This window comes from Mesorhizobium sp. RCAM 06353 (assembly GCF_059683585.1).
This window is the reverse complement of record NZ_CM185031.1, coordinates 1316437-1341715: the sequence shown is the minus strand read 5'-3', so window position 1 is coordinate 1341715 and position 25279 is coordinate 1316437. Positions and strand designations below refer to the sequence as shown.

Here is a 25279-nt window from a genome sequence, read left to right as displayed (position 1 = left end):
AGGCGATTCACTGTCGGGCGCTGCGGTTGAAGCTGCCAATCTCCCCCCTCGTGGGGGAGATCGAACTCTGTTCACCTCGTCCCTTGGCCATGCTAACCACCCTCCATGGCACAGAAGAAAGCGTTCGAGGTCGATTCGTGGCTCGCGAAGCCTGACCCGCGCGTCTCGATCGTCCTGCTTTACGGACCAGACCGCGGCCTCGTTTCCGAGCGCGCAAAGGCCTTTGCCGAAAAGACCGGCCTGCCGCTCGACGATCCGTTCTCCGTGGTTCGGCTCGAGGGCTCGGAGGTCGACCGCGACGAAGGCCGGCTGCTCGATGAAGCCCGCACCGTGCCGATGTTTTCCGACCGGCGCCTGCTCTGGGTGCGCAATGCCACCGGCCAGAAGGCGCTGGCCGACGACGTCAAGGCGCTGACGGCGGAGCCGGCGCGGGATGCCATCATCCTGATCGAGGCCGGCGATCTCAAGAAAGGCGTCGGGCTGCGCGCCGTCGTCGAGGCTGCGGACGGTGCCATGGCGCTGCCCTGTTACGCCGATGAGGCCCGCGACATCGACACGGTCATCGACGACGAACTGCGCAAGGCCGGCATGTCGATGACCATGGAAGCGAGACAGGCGCTGCGCCGCAATCTCGGCGGCGACCGGCTGGCTTCGCGCGGCGAGATCGAAAAGCTCGTCCTCTACGCCCACGGGCAGAAGGACATCGGCCTGGAAGAGGTCCGGGCGATGTCGGGTGACGTCTCCGGCGCCTCCTTCGATGACGCCGTCGACGCGCTGCTCGAGGGCAAGGTCGGCGACTTCGACACTGCCTTCACCCGCCACTGCCAGTCCGGTGGCCCACCCTTCCTGGTATTGTCTTCCGCCATGCGTCAGTTGCAGCAGATCCAGATCATGCGCGGCCAGATGGACTCAGGCGGCCGCAACGCCGCGTCGGTCGTTGCCGGCGCGCGCCCACCGGTTTTCTTCTCACGGCGCAAGCTGGTGGAGAAGGCGCTGGATCGCTGGAGCAGCGATGCGCTCGGCCGCGCGCTGACCCGGCTGCAGACGGCCGTGCTTCAAACGCGGCGGCGGCCCGATCTGGCTGTGGCGCTGGCACGCCAAGCGCTGCTGGGGATTGCGGTGGAGAGCGCGAGGCTGGGGCAGCGCGGGTAATCTCCCCCTCGAGGGGGAGATGTCGCCAAAGGCGACAGAGGGGGTCGCCACACGTAGACGCCGACCTTTTCTTCGTCTCGGCAGGACGCCGGCGCTTGATGGAGGCGACCCCTCTGGCCTGCCGGCCATCTCCCCCTCAAGGAGGGAGATCAGCAGCTTCGGCGATTTCGCCAATCACCAGCGCTGAAGAGGGCCAGCGTAGCGCTTAGCCCCTGCGTTCCCCATTTTCTGTCAGGACTCGGCTCAGAGGTTATATATCACCGATATATCAGCTACAAACCTGACCTTAACCCAAGCCGCTCAACGCGCTACCGCTCCTGCTTCAACCGCCGGCACAGCTCGTCCAGCTGCTCCAGCGAGCGATACGAAACCCGCAACTCGCCGCCCTTGCCCTTGTGGTCGATGGCCACGATCATGCCGAGCGTATCGGTCATCAGCTTTTCCAGCGCCAGCGTGTCGGTATCCTTTTCCGGCGCGGCTTGTGCCTGCTTCGGCTTGGCCGGCGTGGGACCGGCCGGCATCTGCGCCAGCGCTTCGGCCTGACGCACCGAAAGCCCCTCTTCGACGATGCGCTTGGCAAGGCCGGCCGGATCCTCGGCCGTCACCAGCGTGCGGGCATGGCCGGCGGACAGCGCGCCGTCGACCAGCATGTCGCGGATCACATCCGGCAGTTTCAGCAGCCGGAGCGTGTTGGCGACATGGCTGCGGCTCTTGCCGATGACGTTGCCGAGATCGGCCTGGGTGTAGCCGTGCTCGTCGATCAGCTGCTGGTAGCCCAGCGCTTCCTCGACTGCGTTGAGGTCGGTGCGCTGGACGTTTTCGATGATCGCCAGTTCGAGCGCGGTGCGATCGTTGACCTCGCGGATGATGACCGGGATTTCGGTCAGCCCGGCGCGCTGCGCCGCCCGCCAGCGTCGCTCGCCGGCAATGATCTCGTAGCGCCCCGCCTGCGTCGGCGACGACCGTGCCACCACTGGCTGGACCACGCCATGTTCGCGGATCGACTGAGCAAGATCGGTCAGTTCGGCATCGCCGAAATGCCGGCGTGGATTTTTCGGGTTCGGGCTGAGGAACTCGATCGGCACCTTGCCGTCGGCGCTCATGCCGGGCTTTTCCGGTGCGGCCGGGCGATCGATCTCGCCGATCAGTGCGGCCAGCCCACGGCCTAGTCTTTTTCTCGAAAGGTCTTCGCTCATAACAATTCCAATTGAGATCGTTTCGGTATCGAATCGGCTGCTAATTATGCATCCGGCCTAATCAAGCGGCGCGCAATTTACGCTCGCGGCGGATCACTTCCGAGGCCAGCTGCAGGTAGGCCTGGCTGCCCGAGCACTTCAAATCGTAAAGGATCGCCGGCTTGCCGTAGGACGGCGCCTCGGACACCCGCACATTGCGCGGAATGATGGTCTCGTAGACCTTGTCGCCCATATGCGCCCGCACATCCTGCACCACCTGGTTGGCTAGGTTGTTGCGGCCGTCATACATGGTCAGCACGATGCCCTGGATAATAAGGTCCGGATTGATCGAGCGGCGCACCTGCTCGACAGTTTCCAGCAACTGGCTGAGGCCTTCGAGCGCGAAGAACTCGCATTGCAGCGGCACAAGAACTGAATCCGCCGCGGCCATTGAATTCAAAGTCAAAAGGTTGAGCGAAGGCGGACAATCGATCAGCACATAATTGAACGGCGCCCCGCGCTCGGTCGCGGCGCGCAGCGCATTGCGCAGCTTGAGCACCCGGTCAGGCGCCGAGGCGATCTCCATTTCGATGCCGAGCAGATCGAGCGTCGACGGCACGATCGACAGGCCGGGCACAGCCGTCGGAATGGCCGCGGCTTCCAGATCCAACTCGCCGGTCAGCACGTCATAGGACGAGACGGTGCGGTCCTTGCGGTCGATACCGAGACCGGTGCTGGCGTTGCCTTGCGGGTCGAGATCGACGATCAGCACCTTTTCGCCGATCGCGGCGAGCGCGGTGGCCAGATTGATGGCGGTGGTCGTCTTGCCGACACCGCCCTTCTGGTTGGCTACGGTGATGATTCGGGGGCCGTTTTTCATCATGGATCTATGCCAGAAGTTCATTTTTGGGTCGCCAAATAACCCGACACGTCGAAGCTCAGACAGGCCTGATGTCGGACAGTTCGAGGATGACGCCATGAGGGTCGGTCACACTGGGATGTTCTACCAGATCGAAGGCCCATCGGTTAATGCTTTCTTGCACTTCGGCGCGATAATCCCGGCCTTTGTGGAACAGCCCGCGTGCGCCAGACGTCAGCCAGGGCGCCGACAGTTCGAGCAGGACCGAAAGCGAGGCCAGGGCTCGCGCCGTGACGATTTGTGGCGTCGAAACAAGCGCATGGCTGTCCTCGATCCGGCGCGCCACGACCCGCGCCGGCAGGCTGAACTGGCCGATGACAGTCTGCAGGAACGACGCTTTTTTGCGGTTGCTTTCCACCAGATCGATGCTGGCCCCCGAACGCTCGGCGAGCAGGAAAGCCATGACAAGGCCCGGAAATCCGCCACCCGAGCCGATGTCGACCCAACGCGTGGCACTGGGTTCTATGCGTGCCAACTGCGCGCTGTCCAATATATGGCGCTGCCAGACATCGCCCGCTGTCGACTGCGCCACCAGGTTGATGCTGCGATTCCATTTCTGGAACATCTCTTCGAACGCCACCAGGCGATTGAATGTTTCACGTGAAACCGGGCCGGCCGCATCCTGCAGGCTCTCTAGGGAGAAAGAACTCACGCAACGTCTCTCTGCGCACTCTCATGGTGCCGGACATGCGCGACAATGATGGCCAGCGCCGCCGGCGTCATGCCCTCCATGCGCTGGGCATCAGCAACGGAGCGCGGCCGCCGCGCCTGCATCTTCTGCTTCAATTCATTGGACAGTCCGGGCACGCCGCCGAAATCGACCGTCTCGGGGATCAACCGGCCCTCTTCATGGCGGATCTGCGCCACATCCGTCTTCTGGCGATCGAGATAGACCGAATATTTCGCTTCCGTTTCGAGCCGCTCGGCGGTCTTGGCATCGATCGCAGCAAATTTCGGCTCGACCCTGGCCAGCCAGGCGACATCGACATCAGGGTAGGCCAGCAGCTCATAGCCGGACCGGCGCACGCCATCCCTGTTGATCTCCAGCCCATGTCGCGCCGCTTCATTGGGCGTCATCGCCAGCGACTTCGCCAGCTGGCGCGCCTCGTCGAGCCGCTGCACCATGTCGCCGTAGCGCTGCATCCGTTGCGTCGAGGCGATCCCCAGCTTCGCGGCGAGAGGCGTCAGCCGTTCATCAGCGTTGTCGGCGCGCAGCGACAGCCGGAATTCGGCCCGCGAGGTGAACATGCGGTAGGGTTCGCTGATGCCGCGACTGGTGAGGTCATCAACCATCACGCCGATATAGGCCTCCGTGCGGCTGAGCACGATCTGTTCGCCGCCTGCCGCGCGGCGCGCGGCGTTGAGCCCGGCGAGCAGGCCTTGTCCTGCAGCTTCCTCATAGCCGGTCGTGCCGTTGATCTGCCCGGCGAGAAAGAGGCCGCCGATGCGCTTGGTCTCAAGCGTCTGATTCAGCTCGCGTGGATCGACGTGGTCATATTCAATGGCATAGCCAGGCTGCAGCATAGTCGCGCGCTCCAGCCCCGGGATGGTCTTCAGGATGTCCAACTGCACATCCTCAGGCAGCGAGGTGGAAATGCCATTGGGATAGACGGTATCGTCGTCGAGCCCTTCCGGTTCGAGAAAGATCTGGTGGCCGTCCCGGTCTCCGAACTTGACGATCTTGTCCTCGATCGACGGGCAATAGCGCGGTCCTACCCCTTCGATCGAGCCGGAATACATCGCAGAGCGGCCGAGATTGAGACGAATCAACTCATGCGTGGCTGCGGTCGTGCGCGTGACGCCGCACTCGATCTGCGGTGTTTCGATGCGATCGGTCATCAGCGAGAACGGCACTGGATCCGCATCCGCCGCCTGGCTTTCCAGCAACGCCCAATCTATGGTTTTTCCATCCAGCCGCGGCGGCGTGCCGGTCTTCAGCCGTCCGAGCTTGAAACCCGCACGGTCCATCGTTGCCGACAGCCCAAGGCTCGCCTGCTCGTTCATGCGGCCGGCGACGATCTTCTTTTCGCCGATATGAATGAGCCCACGCAGGAAGGTTCCGGTGGTCAAAACCACGGCGCCGCAGGCGAGCCGACGGCCATCGGCCAGCACAACGGCGGCAATTCGCGCCTCGACGATTTCGAAATCCAGGACTTCGCCCTCGACCACTTCGAGATCGTTCTGCTGCCGAATCGCTTCCTGCATGGCAAGGCGATAGAGTTTTCTGTCGGCCTGCGTGCGCGGGCCGCGCACCGCCGGACCCTTGCGGCGGTTGAGCAGGCGGAACTGAATGCCGGCCGCATCCGCCACCCGGCCCATCAGGCCGTCCATGGCGTCGATCTCGCGAACCAGATGGCCCTTGCCGAGGCCGCCGATCGCCGGATTGCACGACATCACGCCAATCGTGTCGAAGCGCAGCGTCACCAGCGCGGTTTTGGCACCGGCGCGCGCGGCCGCACTGGCCGCCTCGCACCCAGCATGGCCGCCGCCCACCACAACCACATCATAGTGATCGGTCATTTCCAAATCCTGGACTCAGTAGAGATTGAGGGACACATGTCCCCGCGGGGCGAAGCTGTCAAGAAAACTTCGCTGCAAGTTTCACGTGAAACAGGGTGAGAGGCCTGTCCGGCGATGTTTCACGTGAATCATCGCCTGTTGCACCTGTTTCACGTGAGTCACAGCCAGGGACTGCCGAGGCGTCCCCAACGTCGACATCCTCGGGTCTGCGCTGCGTCGCTACGCTCGTTGCTCCGCCCATGGATGACGAAGGTAGGAAGCACTAGCTAGTCAATACGGTACGCACCGCCACCAAACATCCCGAGGCACATTCCACAAGTGACTGTTTCACGTGAATCATTTGCCGATGCAGAACTGCCCGAAGATCACATCCAACATGTCCTCGACATCGATCGCACCGACGATCCTACCCAGACGATCCGCCGCCAGCCGTAACTCCTCTGCGCGTAGTTCCTGGCCCGTAGCGTGGCCTTCTACCGCTCCAATCAGGTGGCGATTGGCATCGTGGAGCAATTCAACATGGCGGAGGCGTGACGGCAGGACATCGCCAACATCGCCGGCCGCATCTGCCGCGCGCTGGCCGATCTCAGCCAAAAGCGCTTCCACACCAGTCCCCTTAAGAACAGAAATGACGAGGTCATACAGGATGGACGCATCCCGGGCGGCCTGCTCATCCAGCAAATCAACCTTGGTGCCAACGCGCAACAAAGTCGCCGTATCCGGCAACGGACCGACATCCGTGGGAGCCAGAATGTCTTCCAGCAGCAGCAAGAGATCGGCGCGGTCCGCCTTGGCCCGCGCCTTCCCGATGCCAATCGCCTCGACCCTGCCTGGCGCGTCACGCAATCCGGCCGTGTCCGTCAGCCTGACCCGCAGCCCATCGAGATCCAGCGTCACCTCGAGCAGGTCACGAGTCGTGCCCGGCTCATCCGTTACAATAGCTGCATCGCGCCGCGCCAGGGCGTTGAACAGACTCGACTTACCGGCATTGGGCGCACCGAGAATAACCACCTCGAATCCATCGCGGATGATTTCGGCCGCGTGAAATCCGGCGATGTGACGATCGATCTCGCCGATCATCGCCCTCACATCAGACCAGACCGTATCCGAAACGGATCCGGGCACATCGTCTTCATCGGCAAAGTCGATCTCGGCCTCGATCATGGCGCGCGCATGGATCAGCCGGCGACGCCAGCCGAGATAGAGCTCGCTCTGGACGCCCTCGGCGTTCTGGATGGCGAAACGCCGCTGCGCCTCAGTTTCGGCATTGACCAGGTCAGCCAGCGCCTCCGTCTCCACGAGGTTGACTTTGCCGTTGAGAAAGGCGCGGCGAGTGAATTCACCCGGTTCAGCATGCCTGACGCCATCAAAACCACCGATCGTCTCCAGCATCCGGGCCACCACGGCGCGCCCGCCATGGACATGGAACTCGGCGACGTCCTCGCCGGTAAAGCTCGCGGGGCCCGGGAAGAAGAGAACCAGGCCGTTGTCGAGCACGCCGCCGTCCGGCGCCCGCAGCTGGCACAGGGTTGCAACCCGGTCCTTAACCAAGCCGCCCGCAATTGTTTCGATTACGAATCGAGTCTGTGGGCCGGAAATGCGGATGACGGCGACGCCGGCGGGAAGCCGGCCACTCGACAACGCAACGATGGAACCGCCTGAATTCATTTGCCCGCTCAACCGAACCGCCCTAGCTTCCGCCAACACTGTGAACCGAGTTTCCCGATTGTGACATTGCCCGCGCAAAACCTGCTTGCCGACGAAGCCAGCCCCTATCTGCAGCAGCACAGCGGCAATCCCGTCCATTGGCGGCCCTGGTCGCCGGCGTCTCTGGACGAAGCAAAGACGCTCGATCGACCGATCCTGCTCTCCGTCGGCTATGCCGCCTGCCACTGGTGCCATGTCATGGCGCATGAAAGCTTCGAGAATGACGGCGTCGCGGCCGTCATGAACCGTCTGTTCGTCAATATCAAGGTCGACCGCGAGGAGCGCCCGGACATCGACCAGATCTATATGGCCGCGCTCTCCTCCATGGGCGAGCAAGGCGGCTGGCCGCTGACCATGTTCCTGACACCGGACGGCAAGCCTTTCTGGGGCGGCACCTATTTTCCGCGCGAGGCGCGTTATGGGCGGCCTGGATTCATCCAGGTGGTGGAAGCGGTCGACAAGGCCTGGCGCGAGAAGCGCGACAGCCTGCATCAGAGCGCCGACGGCCTGACCTCGCATGTCGAAGCGCGGCTGTCAGGCACGCATGCCAAGGAAAGCCTTGATCGCGGCACGCTCACCGACCTTGCCGGCCGCATCGACGGCATGATCGACCGCGACCTTGGCGGCCTGCGCGGCGCACCGAAATTCCCCAGCGCGCCTTTCATGCTCACGCTCTGGCTGTCCTGGCTGCGCGACGGCAACACCTCCCACCGCGACGACGTGCTCATCAGCCTCGAACAGATGCTGAGCGGCGGTATCTATGACCATATTGGTGGCGGGCTCAGCCGCTATTCGACCGATGCGGAATGGCTGGTGCCGCATTTCGAAAAGATGCTCTACGACAATGCCGAGCTGATCCGCTTCTGCAACTGGGCATTCGCTGCAAGCGGCAACGGTTTGTTCCGGGTACGAATCGAAGAGACTGTCGACTGGCTGCTGCGAGAAATGCGCGTCGACGGTGGCGCCTTCGCCGCCAGCCTTGATGCCGACAGCGATGGCGAGGAAGGGCTTTTCTACACTTGGAGCAAGGATGAGATCGAGGCCGTCCTTGGTGACGATTCTGCCTTGTTTTTCAGATACTTCACACTCTCCAGCCCGCATGGCTGGGAAGGCAAGCCGGTTGTCCACCAGACCCGCGCCCAGCAAGCCCAAAGCGTGGCCGATCGCGAACGGCTGATCCCGCTCAAAGCCCGGCTTCTCGCTGCCCGGGAAGATCGGGTCAGGCCAGGCCTCGACGCCAAGACCCTGACCGACTGGAACGGCCTGATGATCGCAGCACTGGCCGAGGCGGGGCGATCGCTCCGGCGGCCCGACTGGATCGAGGCCTCGGCCAAGGCCTTTGCCCACATTTCCGGAGCCAGCCGCGACAGACGCTTGCCGCATTCCATGCTCGGCGCCAGGAAACTGTTTCCCGCTTTGTCGATCGACTACGCCGCGATGGCCAATGCGGCGATCTCGCTGTTCGAGGCATCGGGCGATTGGAATTATATCGACCAGGCAAAGCAATTCATCGAGCAGCTCGACCAATGGCACGCCGACGTCGCGGGCACAGGCTATTATCTGACGGCTTCGGACAGCACCGATGTGCCGATCCGCATCCGAGGCGATGTCGACGAGGCCATTTCGTCGGCCACCAGCCAGATCATCGCAGCGCTGGTGCGGCTCGCTTCCGTTACCGGCGACCTCGGCCTGCAGGAAAAGGCCTGGAAGGTCGCCGAGCATGCGGCCGGCCGCGCGGCGCACCAGGCCTATGGCCAGGCCGGCATCATCAACGCCTGCGCGCTTGCCATCGAGCCGCTGAAGCTGGTCCTGATTGACGATTTGGTGAATCCCAGGCTTGTTCCGGTTGCGAATCGAAACCCTGACCCGCGCCGCGTGGACATTGTTGTCGCAATCGGTTCGGAAACGAATCGACCCTTGCTGCCAGGGGGGATTCTACCGCCGACAGCGAAGATGGGCGCCTGGCTTTGTACAGGTCAGGTCTGCCTCCCCGTCGTGACCGATCCGGACGAGCTCGACCGGCTCCTGCGTCGTCCGTAGCATCACGGTGCGTCTGCAAGAGCCTCCGCTTGCCGTGGCTTGAACAAAAGATCCTTGGCGGCGGTCACCGCTCCGATCGTGATCAGAACGCAGGCAAGTGCCACCGACCAGTGGAAGACGCCAAATCCGGCCAGCAGCAGCACCATCACGGAAAACAGCGGCGCGGCGTAAGACAGCGCGCCGAGGATCATGATGTCCCCGTGCTTGCAGCCATAGTCCCAGGCGTAGAAACCGGCGCCGAGAGGAATTGCGCCCAGGACGACGATCGCGGCCCATTGCGTCATCGTCTGCGGCCAGACCGTGGTTTCCAGCGTCAGGTGCAGCGCGAAGGCGACCGCCGCGGTGATAAAGCAGTAACCGGCCACGACATCGGTCGGCACCTGGCCGAAGCGGCGCGACAGAACGGAATATCCGGCCCAGATGAAGGCGCAGAACAGCGCGATGACATGGCCCTTCATCACGCCATTGGCGAGGCCGATAGTGCCGCCCTTGGTGATGACGACGATCGCGCCGGCGAGACCGAGAACGACGCCGACAACATGGTGAAGCTTCAGCCTTTCCCCCGGCAGGAAGGCGGCAAAGACCACGATCAGCAGCGGCCAGAGATAGGCGATCAGGCTGACCTCGACCGGCGGCGCCGACTGGATCGCGAAGAAATAGGCGCAATGATAGATGCATAGCCCCGCAACTCCGGTCGCCCAGACTTTCCATGGCTGCCGCAGCGAACGGATCGCGCCCGGACGGAAAATCCAGCTGCCCGCGCCGACCAGGGATCCCAGCAGGAATGTCATGGCGGCCAGCTGAAAGGGCGGTATCGGGCCGGCGGCCGTCGAAAGCAACGCCAGAAAGGACCAGGTCAGGATGGCCGAAAAGCCGATCAGTGTCGGGATGGTTTTCTCCATGCGGCCTTTTCCAAGCTTCAGTGCAGGATCAATCGCACGAAGCCGGATATTTCCGCCGCCGGCCATGGCCGCGCGCTATCGGGAATGCGACCCAGACAATGAAAAGCCCCATCCCGGTTTCTCGGAATGGGGCTCCAATGTAGGCCGGAAAACTCCGGACAGGCCGTTACGTGTTCATCGAGTCGAAGAAGTCGCCATTGGTCTTGGTCTGCTTCAGCTTGTCGATCAGGAACTCGATCGCGTCGGTGGTTCCCATCGGCGCCAGGATGCGGCGCAGCACGAAGATCTTCTGCAGGTCCGAGCGCGGGACCAGCAGGTCCTCTTTGCGGGTGCCGGACTTCAGGATGTCCATGGCCGGATAGATGCGCTTGTCGGCAACCTTGCGGTCGAGCACGATTTCCGAGTTACCCGTACCCTTGAACTCTTCGAAGATGACTTCGTCCATGCGGCTGCCGGTGTCGATCAGCGCGGTGGCGATGATGGTCAGCGAGCCGCCTTCCTCGATGTTGCGGGCGGCACCGAAGAAACGCTTCGGCCGCTGCAGCGCGTTGGCGTCGACACCGCCGGTCAGCACCTTGCCGGATGACGGCACCACGGTGTTGTAGGCGCGGCCGAGACGGGTGATCGAATCGAGCAGGATGACGACGTCGCGGCCATGTTCGACCAGGCGCTTGGCCTTCTCGATGACCATTTCGGCGACCTGGACGTGTCGCACCGCCGGTTCGTCGAAGGTCGAGGAGACGACCTCGCCCTTCACCGAGCGCTGCATGTCGGTCACTTCTTCCGGACGCTCGTCGATCAGAAGCACGATCAGATAGCATTCGGGATGGTTGGTGGTGATCGAGTGGGCGATGTTCTGCAGCAGAACGGTTTTACCCGTGCGCGGCTGCGCGACGATCAGCGCGCGCTGGCCCTTGCCGAGTGGCGCCACCAGGTCGATGACGCGGGCCGAGATGTCCTTGGAGGTCGGAACCTCCATTTCCATCTTCAGCCGCGACGTCGGATAAAGCGGCGTCAGATTGTCGAAGTGGATCTTGTGGCGGATCTTTTCGGGATCGTCGAAATTGATGGTGTTGACCTTGAGCAGCGCGAAATAGCGCTCGCCCTCTTTCGGGCTGCGGATCGGCCCTTCGACCGTATCGCCGGTCTTCAGCGAAAAGCGCCGGATCTGCGACGGCGAGATGTAGATGTCGTCGGGACCTGGCAGATAATTGGCGTTGGCCGAGCGGAGGAAGCCGAACCCGTCCTGGAGCACTTCGACCACGCCGTCGCCGATGATCTCGACATCCTGGGCGGCAAGCTTCTTCAGGATCGCGAACATCAGCTCCTGCTTGCGCATGACGCTGGCATTCTCGACCTCGAGCGATTCGGCATAAGCGATCAGCTCTGGCGGTTTCTTGTTCTTGAACTCGGCGAGTTTCATTTCTTGCATAAACGGACCTTGAATAGATGGAGTCTGGGCAGGCTTTGGGAGGATATCGACGGGATGCGACAAATGCCGGGCGCGGCCGAAAGCAACGAGGGGCGGCGCATGACGGGAAGGAAGACCCGTCTTTTATCGTCGGTCGGGTGAAAGAGCAAGCCGCGTTTTGCGGAGACGGAAAAGCCTCAAAACGGCTTGACGACAACCAGGATCACGATTGCGATCATCAGCAATGTGGGGATCTCATTGACGATTCGCCAGTGCTTCGCGGGCCTTTCATTGCGGTCCTCGGCAAATTTCCGCACCGCTCCGGCCAGATAGCCATGAACCGCGGACAGCAGAAGCACCAGGCCGATCTTGGCGTGCAGCCATCCGCCCTGGAATCCGAAAACCTTCCAGGCGAGCCACAGCCCGAACACCCAGGTTATGATCATTGCCGGATTGATGATGCCGCGCAGCAGGCGCCGCTCCATCACCTTGAAGGTCTCCGACTGCACCGAGCCTTTCGCGGCATCGACGTGATAGACGAACAGGCGCGGCAGATAGAGCATGCCGGCCATCCATGAAATGACGGCAAGGATATGGATCGCCTTAGCCCAGGGATAGAAACTTTCCGGCGCGAAAAAAAACAGAAGTGCCGTCAGCACAACCAGCACACCGATGCCAATGGTCATGCGTATCATCGCCTGGCCTGTGCTGTTCGTGTTGCCAGCGTCTTTCGTGTTTTTTGACTGAGCCATCAGCGTATCGCGCTCCGAACTTGTTTCACCATCGCCTCGACATGGGCAATCGGTGTCTCCGGCGTGATGCCATGGCCGAGATTGAAGATCAGCGGTCCATCACCAAGCGCTCTCAGGATTGTCTCGACGCCATCGGACAGGGCCTTGCCGCCAGCCACGAGGCGCAAGGGATCGAGATTGCCCTGGACGGCACCCGAGCGCTGCAAGTCCTTCGCTGCTGCCAGCGGCACCGTCCAGTCGATCCCCAGGGCCGTTACACCGGTCTTCTGGCGATAGGTGCGGTAGCGAGCGCCTGCGCCCTTGGGAAAGCCGATGATCGGAACATCGGGATAGACGGCGCGAACCTGCCTGACGATCTCGGCCACCGGCCAAACGCAAAACTGGTCGAACGACGCATCGTCGAGCACGCCGGACCAGGAATCGAAAATCTGCACAACATCGGCACCGGCCTCGATTTGGCGGATCAGATAGGCAGCCGAATAGTCGGCAAGCACCTTCAGCAGCTGCAGGAACGCCTCCGGCTCACGATAGGCAAACAGCCGCGCCGGCGCCTGGTCGGGCGTTCCATGGCCGGCAATCATATAGGTCGCCACCGTCCAGGGTGCGCCGCAGAAGCCGATCAGCGTGGTTTCATCAGGCAATTTCGCCCGCAACCGCCGGACCGTCTCATAGACCGGTTCGAGATTCACGTGAAACACATCGCTTTCCAGAGCCGCAATCTCGGCCACGGAGATCGGCGTCAAAAGCGGTCCTCTTCCCTCTTCGAAGCGCACGTCGCGGCCAAGCGCATGCGGAACAACAAGGATGTCCGAGAACAGGATCGAGGCGTCGAAGCCGAAGCGCTCGATCGGTTGCAGCGTCACTTCGACGGCAAGGTCGGGATCATAGCAAAGGTCAAGGAACGAACCGGCGCGCCTGCGCGTCTCCCGATACTCCGGCAGATAACGTCCGGCCTGGCGCATCATCCAGAGCGGAGGCGGAAAATGAGCTTCGCCCTTTAGGACGTCCAGCATGATCCGGCTTTTGGGCATCGAGCTCGCCTCTCCCAGCCTGCCTATAATCTTAAAGATTCTTATATCTAAGATTCTTCTGATTCTAAGAGTCTGTTGGTTGTGGTGGTTGTCACCTGTCCCGCTTTGCCTCGAAAAACACCAGCAAGCATATTGTCGCGCGCTTCGTTCTCCCGGATGTAGGGTTCTGGGGACAGTTTGGAATCCTCCACTGGAGTCAAAGCCTTAGGATGCCGCGGGAAAAGTCGGCCCTGTGGACAGAAGCCGGGCAAGAAAACTGGTCCCCAGACTTGTCCCCAGACGCCCGACGAGACTGACAGCACAGCGAATTGTGGACAACCTGCCATCTGATACAGTCGCCTCCGACCGGCCTCTCTTTCTGTCCCGGTTTATCCACACAAGCCCACAGCCCCAGGTGATCCCTGTGAACAAACCCCAGAGCTTCTTTCACCTGCACCTGATTTCCGACGCGACCGGCGAAACGCTGCTCGCCGCCGGGCGCGCGGCTTCGGCGCAATACAAGGATGCGCGCGCCATCGAGCACATCTACCCGCTCATCCGCACCGAAAAGCAGGTGGCCAAGGTGTTCGAGGATATCGAGGAAGAGCCGGGCATCATCCTCTATACGGTCGTCGACCAGAAGCTGGCGCGCGGTATTGACGAGCGCTGCGCCACCATGGGCCTGCCCTGCGTGTCGGTGCTGGAGCCGGTGCTCACCGTCTTCCAGTCCTATCTCGGCACGCCGGCCGGCCGCCGCGTCGGTGCCCAGCATGTTCTCGATGCCGAATATTTCCGCCGCATCGATGCGTTGAACTTCACCATGGAGCATGATGACGGCCAGCTGCCGGCCAATATGGACGATGCCGATATCGTGCTGATCGGCATTTCACGGACATCGAAGACACCAACCAGCATCTATCTCGCCAACCGCGGCATCAAGACCGCCAACATCCCGATCGTGCTCGGCGTGCCGGTGCCCGAAAGCCTGGTCAGCGCCTCAAAGCCGCTGATCGTCGGGCTGATCGCCACCGCCGAGCGCATCTCGCATGTCCGCCAGAACCGTATTTTGGGCAACAGCAGCGACTATGAGGCTGGCGACTATGTCGACCGCGCGGCGATCACCGAGGAGCTCGCCTACGCCCGCCAGATCTGCACGCGTCATGGCTGGCCGATGATCGACGTCAGCCGCCGCTCGATCGAGGAAACGGCTGCGGCCATCGTTGCCCTGCGGGGGAAGACGCGCTAGGGCGGAGCGCCAACCCTGGTAAACAACCATGACCGAAAAAATCATCCTCGCCTCGGGCAGCCCGTTCCGCAAAGCGATGCTTATCAATGCCGGCATCGATGTCGACGCGGTTCCCGCCAAGGTCGACGAGCGCGCGCTCGAGGCACCTTTGCAGCACAGCGGTGTTTCGCCCGAGGATGTCGCTTTGGTCCTGGCCGAGGCCAAGGCCACCGAGGTCAGCGAGCGCAGATCCGGCGCGCTGGTGCTCGGCTGCGACCAGACTTTGTCGCTCGGCGACGAGGTGTTCCACAAGCCGGCCGACATGGAAGGCGCGCGCCGTCATCTCTTGGCGCTGTCCGGCAAGACCCATCAGTTGAACAGCGCCGCGGTTCTGGTCCGTGACGGCCAGGTTTTGTGGCGCCATGTCGGCATCGCCTCGATGACCATGCGCAAGCTTGACCCCGCCTTTATCGGCCGCCATCTCGCCCGCGTCGGCGCCAAGGTGCTGGCCAGCGTCGGCGCCTACCAGATCGAGGGTGAAGGCATCCAGCTCTTCGAGAAGATCGAGGGCGACCATTTCACCATTGTCGGCTTGCCGCTTTTGCCGCTGCTGGCGGAACTGCGCACGCTGGGGGCGATCGATGGCTGAGGCGACCAAAAAGGCTTTCGTCACTGGCCATCCGATCAAACATTCGCGCTCGCCGAAGATCCATGGCCACTGGCTGGCCAAACACGGCATCGACGGCAGCTACGAAGCCATCGACGTGGCGCCGCAGGATTTTGCTGAATTCATCGCGACATTGCAGGCGGCCGGCTATCGCGGCGGCAATGTCACCATTCCGCACAAGGAGGCCGCCTTCGCGCTGGCCCACCGCCGCGACCAGGCCGCGGAAGAAATCGGCGCTGTCAACACGCTATGGTTCGAGGACGGCGTCCTGTGGGGCGGCAACACCGATGGTCACGGCTTTGCCGCCAATCTCGATGATTACGCGCCGGGCTGGGCGAACACGGGCCCGGCGGTCGTGCTCGGCGCAGGCGGCGCGTCGCGCGCCGTCATCCAGTCGCTGAAGCAGCGCGGTGTCAGCGATATCAGAATCGTCAACCGCACACTCGCCCGGGCGCAGGAATTGCGCGATCGTTTCGGCGCCGGCATCTCGGCGCATGGCACGGCGGCGACCAACGAACTGCTGGCCGATGCCGGCCTGCTGGTCAACACCACGGCGCTTGGCATGGTCGGCAATGAAGGCCTCGCCGCCGATCCGGCCCTGCTGCCCGACCACGCCATCGTCACCGACCTCGTCTATGTGCCGCTCGAAACCCCCTACTCGCCGCGGCGCGCGCCAGGGGGCTGAAGACGGTCGACGGTCTCGGCATGCTGCTCAACCAGGCCGTGCCCGGCTTCGAACACTGGTTCGGCGTCAGGCCGCAGGTGACGGCCGAGCTGCGCGCGATCATCGTTGCCGATCTGGTGCCGAAATCATGATCGTGCTCGGCCTCACCGGCTCGATTGGCATGGGCAAATCGACGACGGCGAAGATGTTTGCCGAGGCGGGCGTGCCGGTCCACGATTCCGACGAGACGGTGCATCGCCTCTACTCCGGCGTGGCGGCGCCGTTGGTTGAAGCCGCCTTTCCCGGCACCACTGTTGCGGGCGTGGTCGATCGCGCCAAACTTGGGGCACGCGTGCTCGGCGATGCCGCCCCGCTGAAGCGGCTGGAAGCCATCATTCATCCGCTGGTGCGCGCCGATGCCGATGCCTTTCTGGCCAGGCATCGTAACGCCGGCGAATCGATCGCGGTGCTCGACATTCCGCTGTTGTTCGAAACCGGCGGCCGTGGCCGCGTCGACAAGGTCGTCGTCGTCACCGCCTCGCCTGAAGTCCAGCGCCAGCGCGTGCTGGCGCGGCCGGGCATGACGGAAGAAAAGCTGGCGGCGATCCTGGCCAAACAGGTGCCCGATGCCGAGAAGCGCAGGCTGGCGGATTTCGTCATCGACACCGGCCACGGGCTGGACGCCGCGCGGGCGGCTGTTGCGGCGATCATTGCCGAACTCCGGGGATAAGTCCGGCGAAGCCGGTTACTGACGCCACCGTGTCAGCATTGCCCATTGCCATTTTGTTCCGGTGTCCCGATTCTGCTCCCCAGGAGCACCTGATTCGATGCGCGAGATCATCTTCGATACGGAAACCACCGGCCTTGATTCGCGCGACGACCGCGTGATCGAGCTGGGTGGCGTCGAGCTGGTCAACCGCTTCCCGACAGGCCGCACCTTCCACCACTATATCAACCCGCAAGGCCGTGCGATCCATGCCGAGGCGCAGGCTGTGCACGGCATCAGCGCGGCGGATCTCGCAGGCAAGCCGACCTTCGCCGACATCGCCGAAGAGTGGCTGAACTTCACTGACGGCGCCAAGCTGGTTGCCCACAACGCCACCTTCGACATCGGCTTCCTCAATGTCGAATTCGGCCGGCTCGGTCATCCCAATGTTGATCCCGGCCTTGTCGTCGACACGCTGGCGCTGGCGCGGCGCAAGCACCCGATGGGTCCCAATTCGCTCGACGCGCTGTGCCGGCGCTACGGCATCGACAACACGAAGCGCACCAAGCACGGCGCCTTGCTCGATTCCGAACTGCTGGCCGAGGTCTATATCGAGCTGATCGGCGGCAAGCAGGCGGCGCTCATCCTCGACAGCGCCACCGCGCCGGCGCAGGGCGAAAATGTCAGGCACATCGAAATCATCGTCGCCCAACGCCCGAGGCCGTTGCTGCCGCGCCTGACCGAAGCGGAGCGCGCGGCGCACGCCGCCATGGTCGCCACGCTCGGCGAAAAGGCACTGTGGCTGAAAGCTTCCTCATAGATACGGCCACTCGCTCCGCCCCAGCGCCGCAACCGCCGCGATGATGCGGTCAAAAGCTTCCGCAGCAGCCGGCACGGTCGTGCGGGCGCGCAGGAAGCTGTGCACGAGACGGGGCTCCTCATGCCACCACGCCTTGCCGCCGGCCGCAGCAATGCGGTCGCGATAGGTCTCGCCATCCGACGACAGCGGGTCACACTCGGCCGTGATGATCACCGTCGGCGGCAGGCCGGAAAAGTCGCGGTCGCGCAGTGGCGAAAAGCTCGGATCGTCAGGCGATTGCCGCTTGGCCGAGCGGACGTCGCGGTAGAAGGCGATGTCGCCGACGGACAGCAGCGGCGCCTCGCCATGCTCGACATAGGAACCCTTACTTTCGTCGCCGCCGAGGCCGGGATAGATCAGCACCTGGCCGATCGCTGCCCTGATATGCCGGCGCGTCGCCTGCGCCACCGTAGCCGCGAGGTTGCCGCCTGCACTCTCGCCGCACAGCACCAGCGGTAGGTCGCTGGCCGCCGCCGCCCATGCGAAAGCGGCCATCGCATCGTCGAAGGCAGCGGGATGCAAATGTTCCGGCGCCAGCCGGTAGTCGACCGACAGCACGTCGAAGTCGGTGCCGGCGCAGAGCTCGGCGCAGATGTCGTCATGGCTGTCGAGCCCGCCGAGGATGAAGCCGCCGCCATGGAAGTACAGCACCATCGCCCGCGCGGCCTTGCCGGCAAGCTGGTAGTGGCGGATCGGAATGCCGTGGCCCGAGGCAGCGACCAGGCCATCGCTGGCCTTGACCCCGGCGGGGCGGCCCCGGTGGAAGGCCCGGCACATCCGGTCATAGATTTCGCGCTGCTTGTCGATCGGCAGGCCAATGATCTCGGGCGGATACCAGGCGTTGACGCTGTCTATATACGCCCACAGGGCCGGGTCGAGCCGTGTTTCGTATTTGCCGCGGCCGCTCATGTCGTCTGCTCAACCTGTCATAGATCGGCGTAGAGCGCGGCCGCATTGTCGAAGCTGAAGCGCAGCGGCACCGAGCCCTCGACCTGCCAGACGGTGACCGTCTCGCCGGCCAGCAGCCGGCAGGCGCCATCCGTGTCGGTGACGGCGCCGCCATAGAGCCGGTTGGCAAGGTTGAGGATGCCGGTCTGGTGCATGGCCGCGCTGCCGCTGCCACAGGCATCCTTGACCAGAAGCACGCGAAATCCTTTTGCCACCGCGTCTTTCACGGTGGCGTCGATGCAGGCCTCGGTCCAGACACCGGCAACGACCAGCCATTCGATGCCGGAAGCCTTGAGCCGATCAGCCGCCGGCCCCGAGCGGAAGGCGCTCGCCTCGGCCTTGATCAGCAGCATCTCGTCCTTGGCCGGCGCCACCTCATGGCAGATCTCGGTCAGCGGATCGCTCTTGTCCGAAAAGGCCGACTTGCCGTCGGCATCGAGCGGGTGAAAGGGCCGATCCTGCTTGTCGAGATCGACGATATAGGCCCAATGCTGGAGCGGCACATGGCTTTCGCGCGCCGCCGCCTGCAGGCGCTGGACGTTGGCCAGGATTCCGGCAAAGCCCTCGACCAGATAGCGCTTATCCTGCCGGTGTTCTTCCTGCAGGTCGATGAAGACAGCGGCCACCGTGCCGCGTTTGATGGTGATGGGGCTTTTCATGCGGATGGGCCTGTGTCGGCAGCCAGCGTCGTTCCGTTCAGCGAGTTGGCGCTAGCGTTGGCTATTGGCCGTCGCCTCTCCACCTTCGTCATCCACGGGCGGAGCAGCCGCGAAGCGGCGTCGCGGAGACCCGAGGATCCATGCCGTGACGTTGATCGAATGGTGCAGCGGAGCAGAATTCGGACCGTTGCGGCGCGCCGAGATCGCGGCATGGATCCTAGGGTCTGCGCTGCGTCGCTGCGCTCCTTGCTCCGCCCTAGGATGACGAAGCGGTGGGAGGCTGCGCCAGCCGCAAAGGTCACGTCACCGAGCCGGGCAATGGGCATCAAACCTGCTTCTCCAGGAACTCATCCTCATAGGGAAAGCGCGACAGCAGCTCCGTACCCGTCTCGGTGATCAGGATCTCGTCCTCCAGCTTGACGCCTTCGCGGCCGCCCTTCTCGCCGATATAGCTTTCCACGCTCACCACCATGCCTGGCACGATATGGCCGTCGCGGCCATAGGTCTCGTAATCCATGGCATGCGCGATGAACGGTGTCTCGCCATGCATGCCGACGCCGTGCATGACCGAGGTGTAGCGTTGGTCGACAAAGCGGTCGGGGATTGTCCACGCCTTCTCGGCGATCTCGCGGAACGCCATGCCGGGTTTGACGATCGAAATGTTGTGCTGCACCTGGTCGTGCGCCATGCGGTAGAGCGATTTCTGGTAGGGCGTCGGCTTGCCTGGCCCGCAACGGAAGGTGCGCGAAAAATCGGAATAGTAGCCGTAGCAGCCGATCGTGTCGGTATCGAGCGCCAGCAATTCGCCCGGCCGGATTTTTCGCCCGCTGGCCTCGTTGAACCATGGATTGGTGCGCTGGCCTGAGGTCAAGAGCCGCGTCTCGATGAACTCGCCGCCCTGGCGGATCACCTCGCCATACATGATGGCGAAGAGGTCGTTTTCAGAGACGCCGGGCTTGATCGCCTCGCGCACGGCATAGACGGCGGCCTCGGCGCCGGCCATCGACACCTGCAGGCATTTCACCTCCTCCGGTGTCTTCACCGCGCGCACGGCAAGGATTTCGCCCTGGCAATCCCGAACGTCACAGCCGCGCTTTTCGAGCGCCAGCGCCTGCAGATGGCTGCAGCGGTCGAGCCCGAGTTTCATCGAGCCGCCGCCATGTTTCTTGAGAAGCTCGGCGATCTCGTCGGCGAACGGGCCGGCGGTTTCGTCGTCGCGGCCGGAGACCGACGACCAGACCAGCTTGGAAGGCCGCGCCTCGTCGATCGTGTCGAGCACCATCGAGACATGGTAGCTCTGCGGATATTCGAACAGCACGATCGGCCCTTCGGTGGGGATGAAGAAATAGCGGGTCGAGTTGCGCAGGAAATAGCCGAACATATTGCGCGAGCCGGTGGCGTAGCGCTGGTTGTAGGGGTCGAACAAAACGACGCCGCCATAGCCCGCCTCACGCATCCAGCCGCGCAATTTGGCCAGCCGACCTTTGCGCAGCGCATCCGCATCGATGAAGGACGGCTCGGTGTCCGACAGCCACATGCCGCCCGCCGGATCGGCGGCGGCCGGGTGGCGCATGCGGTCCTTGAAGTCGACGTCCTCGGTGCTGTCGGGGTCGAATACGACGATGCTCATGGGGTGCTTGGCCTTGGGTCTGTTGCAAGGTCAGACCATGGCGCAGGAGGCGTGGAAGGATTGTGCGGAAAACCGCGTGTGTTGTGCGGGATACCGCTAGCCAAAAAGTTGCGCCGCGATCCTTCGCGCCCCCCTCTGCCCTGCCGGGCATCTCCCCCACGAGGGGGGAGATCGGCAGCTTGGGAAGCCGCATCCTCGTTTTCAACGTTGGAGATTGGCGAAAGCGGCGATGACAGCCAATCTCCCCCCAAGTGGGGGAGATGTCCGGCAGGACAGAGGGGGGCGCTGTCCCGCCAACGTCTCATCGCGTCAGCGCGCCTAATGCCGGCGCGCCAGTTTCGGCGGATGCCCGTGCTCCTCGCGAAAGGCCCGGGCGAAGCTCGACATCGAGGCAAAGCCGCAGGCCAGCGCCACGTCGCGCACAGCGAGCGTCGAATGCGCCAGGAGATCCGCGGCGCGCTTCAGCCTGAGCCGCCGGTAGTAGCCGTTGGGTGAGATATCCAGTTCGGATCTAAAACTGCGCTCCAGCTTGTCGGAGGAGACGCCGAGCCGCGCCGTCAGTTCGGCCATGCCGAGCCGTTCCTCGACCGCGTCTTCCATAATGGCGATGGCCGACAGCACGAGCTCGTTCTGCACGCCGGTGCGCAGGCGCAGCGGCATCAGCTTGCGGTCGACGCTGGAGCGCAACTGGCTGTGCACGAACCATTCGGCGACGCCGGCGGCAAGCTCGGCGCCGTAGTCGCGGGTGATGATCTCCAGCATCATGTCGAGGCTGCCGACGCCGCCGGCCGAGGTAAAGCGCTTGCGGTCGATGACATAGAGGTCGCGCCGGAGCTCGATTGTCGGAAACGCCTCGGTGAAAGCGGCCTGGCTGGTCCAGTGCAAGGTGCAGGCATGGCCGTCGAGCAGGCCGGCGCGGGCGAGGAAGAAGGCGGCGTCCGCCACCGCGCCGATATGCGCGCCATTGCGCAGGCTTCTGCGGATCCAGCTTGCCGCATCCTCGGCGACGAGATGATCGGCATCGCCGCCCGAGCAGACGACGATACGGTCGACCTTCGGCGCGTCCTCCGCGTAAAAACCCGGCTGGATGACGACGCCGTTCGAGGCCTCGACCGCACCTTTTGTGCCGCCGACGATGATCCAGCGATAGCACGGCCGCTTCGCCAGGATGTTGGCTGCGCGCAGCGGCTCGATGACGGAGCTGAACGCCATCATCGGAAAGCCGGGGAAGACCAGCACCGCGAAGGTCAGGGGTTCGGTCGGGTTTTCGGGTTCGCGCGTGGCCATGGGCGCTACATCTCGGGCGAATAGCGCGCTAGGTCAATCGGGCTGATGCTTGAACCTGGACCGCCAGCGCCGCCCCTCACCTGCCTGCCGGCATCCTCTCCCCGTAAACGGGGCGAGGGACGCTGTCATCGCCGCTTTCGCCAATCACCGGCGGCAGTGGTTAGCCTCTTTCGCCCCGTTTACGGGGAGAAATGCCTGGCAGGGCAATGAGGGGCGGCGCCGACTTCGACAGTTGCCTCCGACCAATTGAACGAGCGTATTTTCAGCCCCCCAGCGCCTGCTCCAGATCGGCGATCAAATCATCGCCATCCTCAATCCCCGCCGACAACCTGACCAGCGAGTCCGACATCCCGATCTCCGCCCGCTTTTCCGCCGGAATAGACCCATGCGTCATCAGTGCCGGGTGTTCGATCAGGCTCTCCACCCCACCGAGGCTTTCGGCCAGCGTGAACAATTGCGTGCGTTCGAGGAAGCGTTTGGTCCCGGCGAGGTCGCGGTCGAGCACAGCGGTGATCATGCCGCCGAAGGCATGCATCTGCTGCACGGCGATGGCATGCTGCGGGTGGCTGGCGAGGCCGGGATAGATCACCCGGCGCACGTCCTTGCGGGCTTCCAGCCACTGCGCGATCTTCAGGCCGTTCTCGGAATGGCGCTCCATCCGGAGCGCCAGCGTCTTCAGGCCACGCAAGGCGAGGAAACTGTCGAACGGCCCTGAAATGGCGCCGATGGCGTTCTGCAGGAATTTCAGCTGGGCGGCCAACTCCTTGTTGTCGCCGACCACGGCGACGCCGCCGACCATGTCGGAATGACCGTTCAGATACTTTGTCGTCGAGTGGACGACGATGTCGATGCCCAGCTCCAGCGGCCGCTGGATATAGGGGCTGCAGAACGTATTGTCGGCGACCGACAGGATGCCCTTGCGTTTGGCGAGAGCCGCGACGCCTTCGAGGTCGACGATGCGCAGCAGCGGGTTGGTCGGAGTCTCGACCCACAGCAGTTTGGTGTCCGGCCGGATCGCCGCCTCGACTGCCGCAAGGTCGGTGAAGTCGACGAAAGAGACCTGGAGACCCGCCGAGCGCTTGCGCACCCGCTCCATCAGCCGGAACGAGCCGCCATAGATGTCGTCGGTGGCGACGATGTGGGCGCCGGAATCGAGCAGCTCCAGCACAGTCGAGATCGCTGCCAGGCCGGAGGCGAAGGCGAAGGCGGCCGTGCCGCTTTCGAGATCGGCCACGGCGCGCTCGAAGGCGAAGCGCGTCGGGTTCTGGCTGCGCGCGTATTCAAAACCCTTGTGCACGCCGGGCGACTGTTGGGCAAAGGTCGAGGTGGCGTAGATCGGCACCATCACCGCACCGGTCAGCGGATCGTGGCTCTGGCCGCCATGGATGGTGCGCGTCGAAAAGGCCAGGCGGTTCTTGCCGGCTGGCGGTGTGTGTTTGGTCATCGTGCGCGCCTCAGATGGTTGATCAGATCGATGCGGGTGATCAGGCCGACGAACTCGTCGCCGTCGAAGATGATGGCGACCTCGTTGCGGTCGAACACCGGCAGCAGCGCATCCAGCGTCTGGCTGGCCTGCAGCGTGTGCAGATTGGAGGTCATCGCCGTGCGCACCGGGCCGTTGAAGCGTTCCCAGCGGCCGTCATGCGGGCCCTCGACCTTGGCCAGGATGTCACTTTCGTCGACGATGCCGACGAGCTTGCCATTGTCGAGCACCGGCAGCTGCGACACATCGGAGCGGCGCATGCGGCCATAGGCGTTGAGCAGGCTTTCGTCCGGCCCGACGGAGACCGTGTCGCCGGTGCGGTGCGAGCGCATCACCAGGTCACGCAGATCGCCATGATGTTCCTGCTCGGCCAGCCCTTGTTCTGCCAGCCAGAAATCGTCGAACACTTTTGACAGATATTTGTTGCCGCTGTCGCAGACGAAGGTGACGACGCGCTTCGGCGACGTCTGCTCGCGGCAATAGCGCAGGGCGGCCGACAACAGCGTGCCCGAGGACGAGCCGGCCAGGATGCCTTCCCGGGACAGGAGATCGCGCACCGCCAGCATGCTTTGCTTGTCGGTGATGGAGTAGGCCTTCTTGACCAGCGACAGATCGGCATTGGGCGGTACGAAATCCTCGCCGATGCCTTCCACCGTCCAGCTGCCGGCCTCTTCCATCTTGCCGGTCTTGATCAGCGGCGCCAGCACCGAGCCGACCGGATCCGCCAGCACCATTTCCGTCTTCGGCGACACTTTCGCAAAGTAGCGGCCAAGCCCGGTCAGCGTGCCGCCCGAGCCGACGCCGACGACCACCGCGTCGACATTGCCGTCGAGCTGCGAAAAGATCTCCGGACCGGTGGTCGTCTCATGCGCCAGCGGGTTGGCCGGATTGGCGAACTGGTTGGCATAGAAGGCGCCGGGCACTTCGGCCGCGATCTTCTCGGCCATGTCCTGGTAATATTCGGCATGGCCCTTGCCGACATCGGAACGCGTCATGCGCACTTCCGCGCCGAGTGCGCGCAGATGCTGGATCTTTTCACGCGACATCTTGTCGGGCACGACCAGTACGATGCGATAGCCCTTGGGAATGCCGACCTGGGCAAGGCCGAGGCCGGTATTGCCGGCCGTCGCCTCGACGATCGTGCCGCCGCGCTTGAGCTTGCCCTCTTTCTCGGCCGCGGCGATCATCGACAGCGCGATGCGATCCTTGATGGAGCCGCCCGGGTTCTGGCTTTCCAGCTTGATGAACAACCGGCATTTGCCGGTGTCGAACTTCGTCAGCTCGACCACCGGCGTCTGGCCGATCAGGTCGAGAACCGACGCATAGGGCGGCCGCAGGCGGGATAATGGGCCATCCGAGGGGGTGCTGCCTAGCGCAGCTGTTCCGTGCTCGCTCATATCGAAGCTCCCTGATCAAGCGACCGGCTCGGGGGCGGAGCGGCAGCGTAGCCTCTTTTCCAGCCGTTTGTCGCGGGAAAGAAGATAGATCATGCCAATCAGCCGGCCAGACGAGGAATGAAATTCCAAGAGGCGCCTAATCTCCCCCCTCGAGGGAGATGTCGCC

Annotated in this window: 21 protein-coding genes and 1 pseudogene; 7 read left to right on the top strand and 15 right to left on the bottom strand. The window is 63.5% G+C overall.

The features are described 5' to 3' along the window. Positions 1-105: 105 nt before the first annotated feature. Positions 106-1152 carry a DNA polymerase III subunit delta gene (gene holA, locus AC56QX_RS06170; RefSeq protein ID WP_497114416.1) on the top strand — a complete coding sequence of 349 codons (1047 nt, stop codon included), beginning with the start codon at positions 106-108 and terminating at the stop codon, positions 1150-1152. Between the two features lie 308 nt (positions 1153-1460). Here holA and AC56QX_RS06165 read toward each other — a convergent pair whose 3' ends face one another. From AC56QX_RS06165 to mnmE, 5 genes are all read right to left on the bottom strand, one after another. Beyond that, positions 1461-2348: a ParB/RepB/Spo0J family partition protein gene (locus AC56QX_RS06165; RefSeq protein ID WP_497114414.1), complete on the bottom strand. Its 888-nt coding sequence runs from the start codon at positions 2346-2348 to the stop codon at positions 1461-1463. A gap of 61 nt (positions 2349-2409) precedes the next feature. Beyond that, a complete protein-coding gene (locus tag AC56QX_RS06160; RefSeq protein ID WP_080680871.1) occupies positions 2410-3210 on the bottom strand; it encodes a ParA family protein in 801 nt (266 codons plus the stop codon). Positions 3211-3265: 55 nt separating this feature from the next. Further along, positions 3266-3898 carry a 16S rRNA (guanine(527)-N(7))-methyltransferase RsmG gene (gene rsmG, locus AC56QX_RS06155; protein WP_497114412.1) on the bottom strand — a complete coding sequence of 211 codons (633 nt, stop codon included), beginning with the start codon at positions 3896-3898 and terminating at the stop codon, positions 3266-3268. Further along, positions 3895-5766 carry a tRNA uridine-5-carboxymethylaminomethyl(34) synthesis enzyme MnmG gene (gene mnmG / locus AC56QX_RS06150; protein WP_497114409.1) on the bottom strand — a complete coding sequence of 624 codons (1872 nt, stop codon included), beginning with the start codon at positions 5764-5766 and terminating at the stop codon, positions 3895-3897. The genes rsmG and mnmG overlap by 4 nt, the downstream gene beginning before the upstream one ends. Before the next feature lie 336 nt (positions 5767-6102). Beyond that, on the bottom strand, positions 6103-7434 hold the full coding sequence (gene mnmE / locus AC56QX_RS06145; RefSeq protein ID WP_497114407.1) for a tRNA uridine-5-carboxymethylaminomethyl(34) synthesis GTPase MnmE: 1332 nt from the start codon (positions 7432-7434) through the stop codon (positions 6103-6105). Between the two features lie 60 nt (positions 7435-7494). Between mnmE and AC56QX_RS06140 the strand changes: the two genes are divergently transcribed. After that, entirely contained in the window at positions 7495-9513 is a 2019-nt protein-coding gene (locus tag AC56QX_RS06140; RefSeq protein ID WP_497114404.1) for a thioredoxin domain-containing protein, read from the top strand. Between the two features lie 2 nt (positions 9514-9515). On the opposite strand, the gene yddG is transcribed toward AC56QX_RS06140, so the two are convergent. The 4 genes from yddG to hemE form a co-directional block, all read right to left on the bottom strand. Next, positions 9516-10415 carry an aromatic amino acid exporter YddG gene (yddG, locus tag AC56QX_RS06135; protein WP_497114401.1) on the bottom strand — a complete coding sequence of 300 codons (900 nt, stop codon included), beginning with the start codon at positions 10413-10415 and terminating at the stop codon, positions 9516-9518. Positions 10416-10581: 166 nt separating this feature from the next. Then, positions 10582-11847, bottom strand: coding sequence for a transcription termination factor Rho (gene rho / locus AC56QX_RS06130; RefSeq protein ID WP_027041130.1), 1266 nt, complete (start codon positions 11845-11847; stop codon positions 10582-10584). A 176-nt stretch (positions 11848-12023) separates the two neighbouring features. Continuing rightward, positions 12024-12578: a protoporphyrinogen oxidase HemJ gene (gene hemJ, locus AC56QX_RS06125; protein WP_497114398.1), complete on the bottom strand. Its 555-nt coding sequence runs from the start codon at positions 12576-12578 to the stop codon at positions 12024-12026. Continuing rightward, the gene (hemE, locus tag AC56QX_RS06120) at positions 12578-13609 is read right to left on the bottom strand and encodes a uroporphyrinogen decarboxylase (protein WP_497114396.1); all 1032 of its coding nucleotides are present in this window, start codon (positions 13607-13609) and stop codon (positions 12578-12580) included. The genes hemJ and hemE overlap by 1 nt, the downstream gene beginning before the upstream one ends. Positions 13610-14012: 403 nt before the next feature. Between hemE and AC56QX_RS06115 the strand changes: the two genes are divergently transcribed. The 5 genes and pseudogenes from AC56QX_RS06115 to dnaQ all read left to right on the top strand — a co-directional run bounded on the left by AC56QX_RS06115 (position 14013) and on the right by dnaQ (position 17670). Beyond that, positions 14013-14834 (top strand): pyruvate, water dikinase regulatory protein, encoded by an 822-nt coding sequence (locus AC56QX_RS06115; RefSeq protein WP_497114393.1) that lies wholly within the window; start codon positions 14013-14015, stop codon positions 14832-14834. A 28-nt stretch (positions 14835-14862) separates the two neighbouring features. Continuing rightward, entirely contained in the window at positions 14863-15462 is a 600-nt protein-coding gene (locus AC56QX_RS06110) for a Maf-like protein (protein WP_497114391.1), read from the top strand. Then, positions 15455-16296 (top strand): annotated as a pseudogene (locus tag AC56QX_RS06105) (shikimate dehydrogenase). The gene AC56QX_RS06110 and the pseudogene AC56QX_RS06105 overlap by 8 nt, the downstream one beginning before the upstream one ends. Next, positions 16293-16874: a dephospho-CoA kinase gene (coaE, locus tag AC56QX_RS06100; protein WP_497114388.1), complete on the top strand. Its 582-nt coding sequence runs from the start codon at positions 16293-16295 to the stop codon at positions 16872-16874. Before AC56QX_RS06105 ends, coaE begins: the two are co-directional and overlap by 4 nt. A gap of 97 nt (positions 16875-16971) precedes the next feature. Beyond that, positions 16972-17670, top strand: coding sequence for a DNA polymerase III subunit epsilon (gene dnaQ / locus AC56QX_RS06095; RefSeq protein ID WP_497114385.1), 699 nt, complete (start codon positions 16972-16974; stop codon positions 17668-17670). Here dnaQ and AC56QX_RS06090 read toward each other — a convergent pair. The 6 genes from AC56QX_RS06090 to AC56QX_RS06065 all read right to left on the bottom strand — a co-directional run bounded on the left by AC56QX_RS06090 (position 17665) and on the right by AC56QX_RS06065 (position 25113). Continuing rightward, on the bottom strand, positions 17665-18618 hold the full coding sequence (locus tag AC56QX_RS06090) for an alpha/beta hydrolase (RefSeq protein WP_497114381.1): 954 nt from the start codon (positions 18616-18618) through the stop codon (positions 17665-17667). The two genes, dnaQ and AC56QX_RS06090, sit on opposite strands and share 6 nt — an antisense overlap. A gap of 17 nt (positions 18619-18635) precedes the next feature. Further along, positions 18636-19316: an isochorismatase family protein gene (locus tag AC56QX_RS06085; protein ID WP_497114379.1), complete on the bottom strand. Its 681-nt coding sequence runs from the start codon at positions 19314-19316 to the stop codon at positions 18636-18638. Between the two features lie 325 nt (positions 19317-19641). Beyond that, the gene (locus tag AC56QX_RS06080; protein WP_497114376.1) at positions 19642-20946 is read right to left on the bottom strand and encodes a M24 family metallopeptidase; all 1305 of its coding nucleotides are present in this window, start codon (positions 20944-20946) and stop codon (positions 19642-19644) included. A gap of 318 nt (positions 20947-21264) precedes the next feature. Further along, complete coding sequence (locus tag AC56QX_RS06075; protein ID WP_497114374.1) at positions 21265-22233, bottom strand: GlxA family transcriptional regulator; 969 nt, start codon at positions 22231-22233, stop codon at positions 21265-21267. A gap of 262 nt (positions 22234-22495) precedes the next feature. Next, a complete protein-coding gene (locus AC56QX_RS06070; RefSeq protein WP_497114372.1) occupies positions 22496-23677 on the bottom strand; it encodes a trans-sulfuration enzyme family protein in 1182 nt (393 codons plus the stop codon). Then, on the bottom strand, positions 23674-25113 hold the full coding sequence (locus AC56QX_RS06065) for a pyridoxal-phosphate dependent enzyme (RefSeq protein WP_497114369.1): 1440 nt from the start codon (positions 25111-25113) through the stop codon (positions 23674-23676). The genes AC56QX_RS06070 and AC56QX_RS06065 overlap by 4 nt, the downstream gene beginning before the upstream one ends. Positions 25114-25279: the final 166 nt, after the last annotated feature.

Bases quoted from the DNA above. Each gene is read 5' to 3' on its own strand.
- AC56QX_RS06110 (WP_497114391.1), top strand. From the start codon at position 14,863: ATGACCGAAAAAATCATCCTCGCCTCGGGCAGCCCGTTCCGCAAAGCG.
- AC56QX_RS06160 (WP_080680871.1), bottom strand. From the start codon at position 3,210: ATGATGAAAAACGGCCCCCGAATCATCACCGTAGCCAACCAGAAGGGC.
- AC56QX_RS06065 (WP_497114369.1), bottom strand. From the start codon at position 25,113: ATGAGCGAGCACGGAACAGCTGCGCTAGGCAGCACCCCCTCGGATGGC.
- holA (WP_497114416.1), top strand. From the start codon at position 106: ATGGCACAGAAGAAAGCGTTCGAGGTCGATTCGTGGCTCGCGAAGCCT.
- AC56QX_RS06090 (WP_497114381.1), bottom strand. From the start codon at position 18,618: ATGAGCGGCCGCGGCAAATACGAAACACGGCTCGACCCGGCCCTGTGG.
- rho (WP_027041130.1), bottom strand. From the start codon at position 11,847: ATGCAAGAAATGAAACTCGCCGAGTTCAAGAACAAGAAACCGCCAGAG.
- AC56QX_RS06070 (WP_497114372.1), bottom strand. From the start codon at position 23,677: ATGACCAAACACACACCGCCAGCCGGCAAGAACCGCCTGGCCTTTTCG.
- AC56QX_RS06085 (WP_497114379.1), bottom strand. From the start codon at position 19,316: ATGAAAAGCCCCATCACCATCAAACGCGGCACGGTGGCCGCTGTCTTC.
- mnmG (WP_497114409.1), bottom strand. From the start codon at position 5,766: ATGACCGATCACTATGATGTGGTTGTGGTGGGCGGCGGCCATGCTGGG.
- AC56QX_RS06075 (WP_497114374.1), bottom strand. From the start codon at position 22,233: ATGGCCACGCGCGAACCCGAAAACCCGACCGAACCCCTGACCTTCGCG.
- coaE (WP_497114388.1), top strand. From the start codon at position 16,293: ATGATCGTGCTCGGCCTCACCGGCTCGATTGGCATGGGCAAATCGACG.
- mnmE (WP_497114407.1), bottom strand. From the start codon at position 7,434: ATGAATTCAGGCGGTTCCATCGTTGCGTTGTCGAGTGGCCGGCTTCCC.
- hemE (WP_497114396.1), bottom strand. From the start codon at position 13,609: ATGCCCAAAAGCCGGATCATGCTGGACGTCCTAAAGGGCGAAGCTCAT.
- yddG (WP_497114401.1), bottom strand. From the start codon at position 10,415: ATGGAGAAAACCATCCCGACACTGATCGGCTTTTCGGCCATCCTGACC.
- dnaQ (WP_497114385.1), top strand. From the start codon at position 16,972: ATGCGCGAGATCATCTTCGATACGGAAACCACCGGCCTTGATTCGCGC.
- hemJ (WP_497114398.1), bottom strand. From the start codon at position 12,578: ATGGCTCAGTCAAAAAACACGAAAGACGCTGGCAACACGAACAGCACA.
- AC56QX_RS06080 (WP_497114376.1), bottom strand. From the start codon at position 20,946: ATGAGCATCGTCGTATTCGACCCCGACAGCACCGAGGACGTCGACTTC.
- AC56QX_RS06165 (WP_497114414.1), bottom strand. From the start codon at position 2,348: ATGAGCGAAGACCTTTCGAGAAAAAGACTAGGCCGTGGGCTGGCCGCA.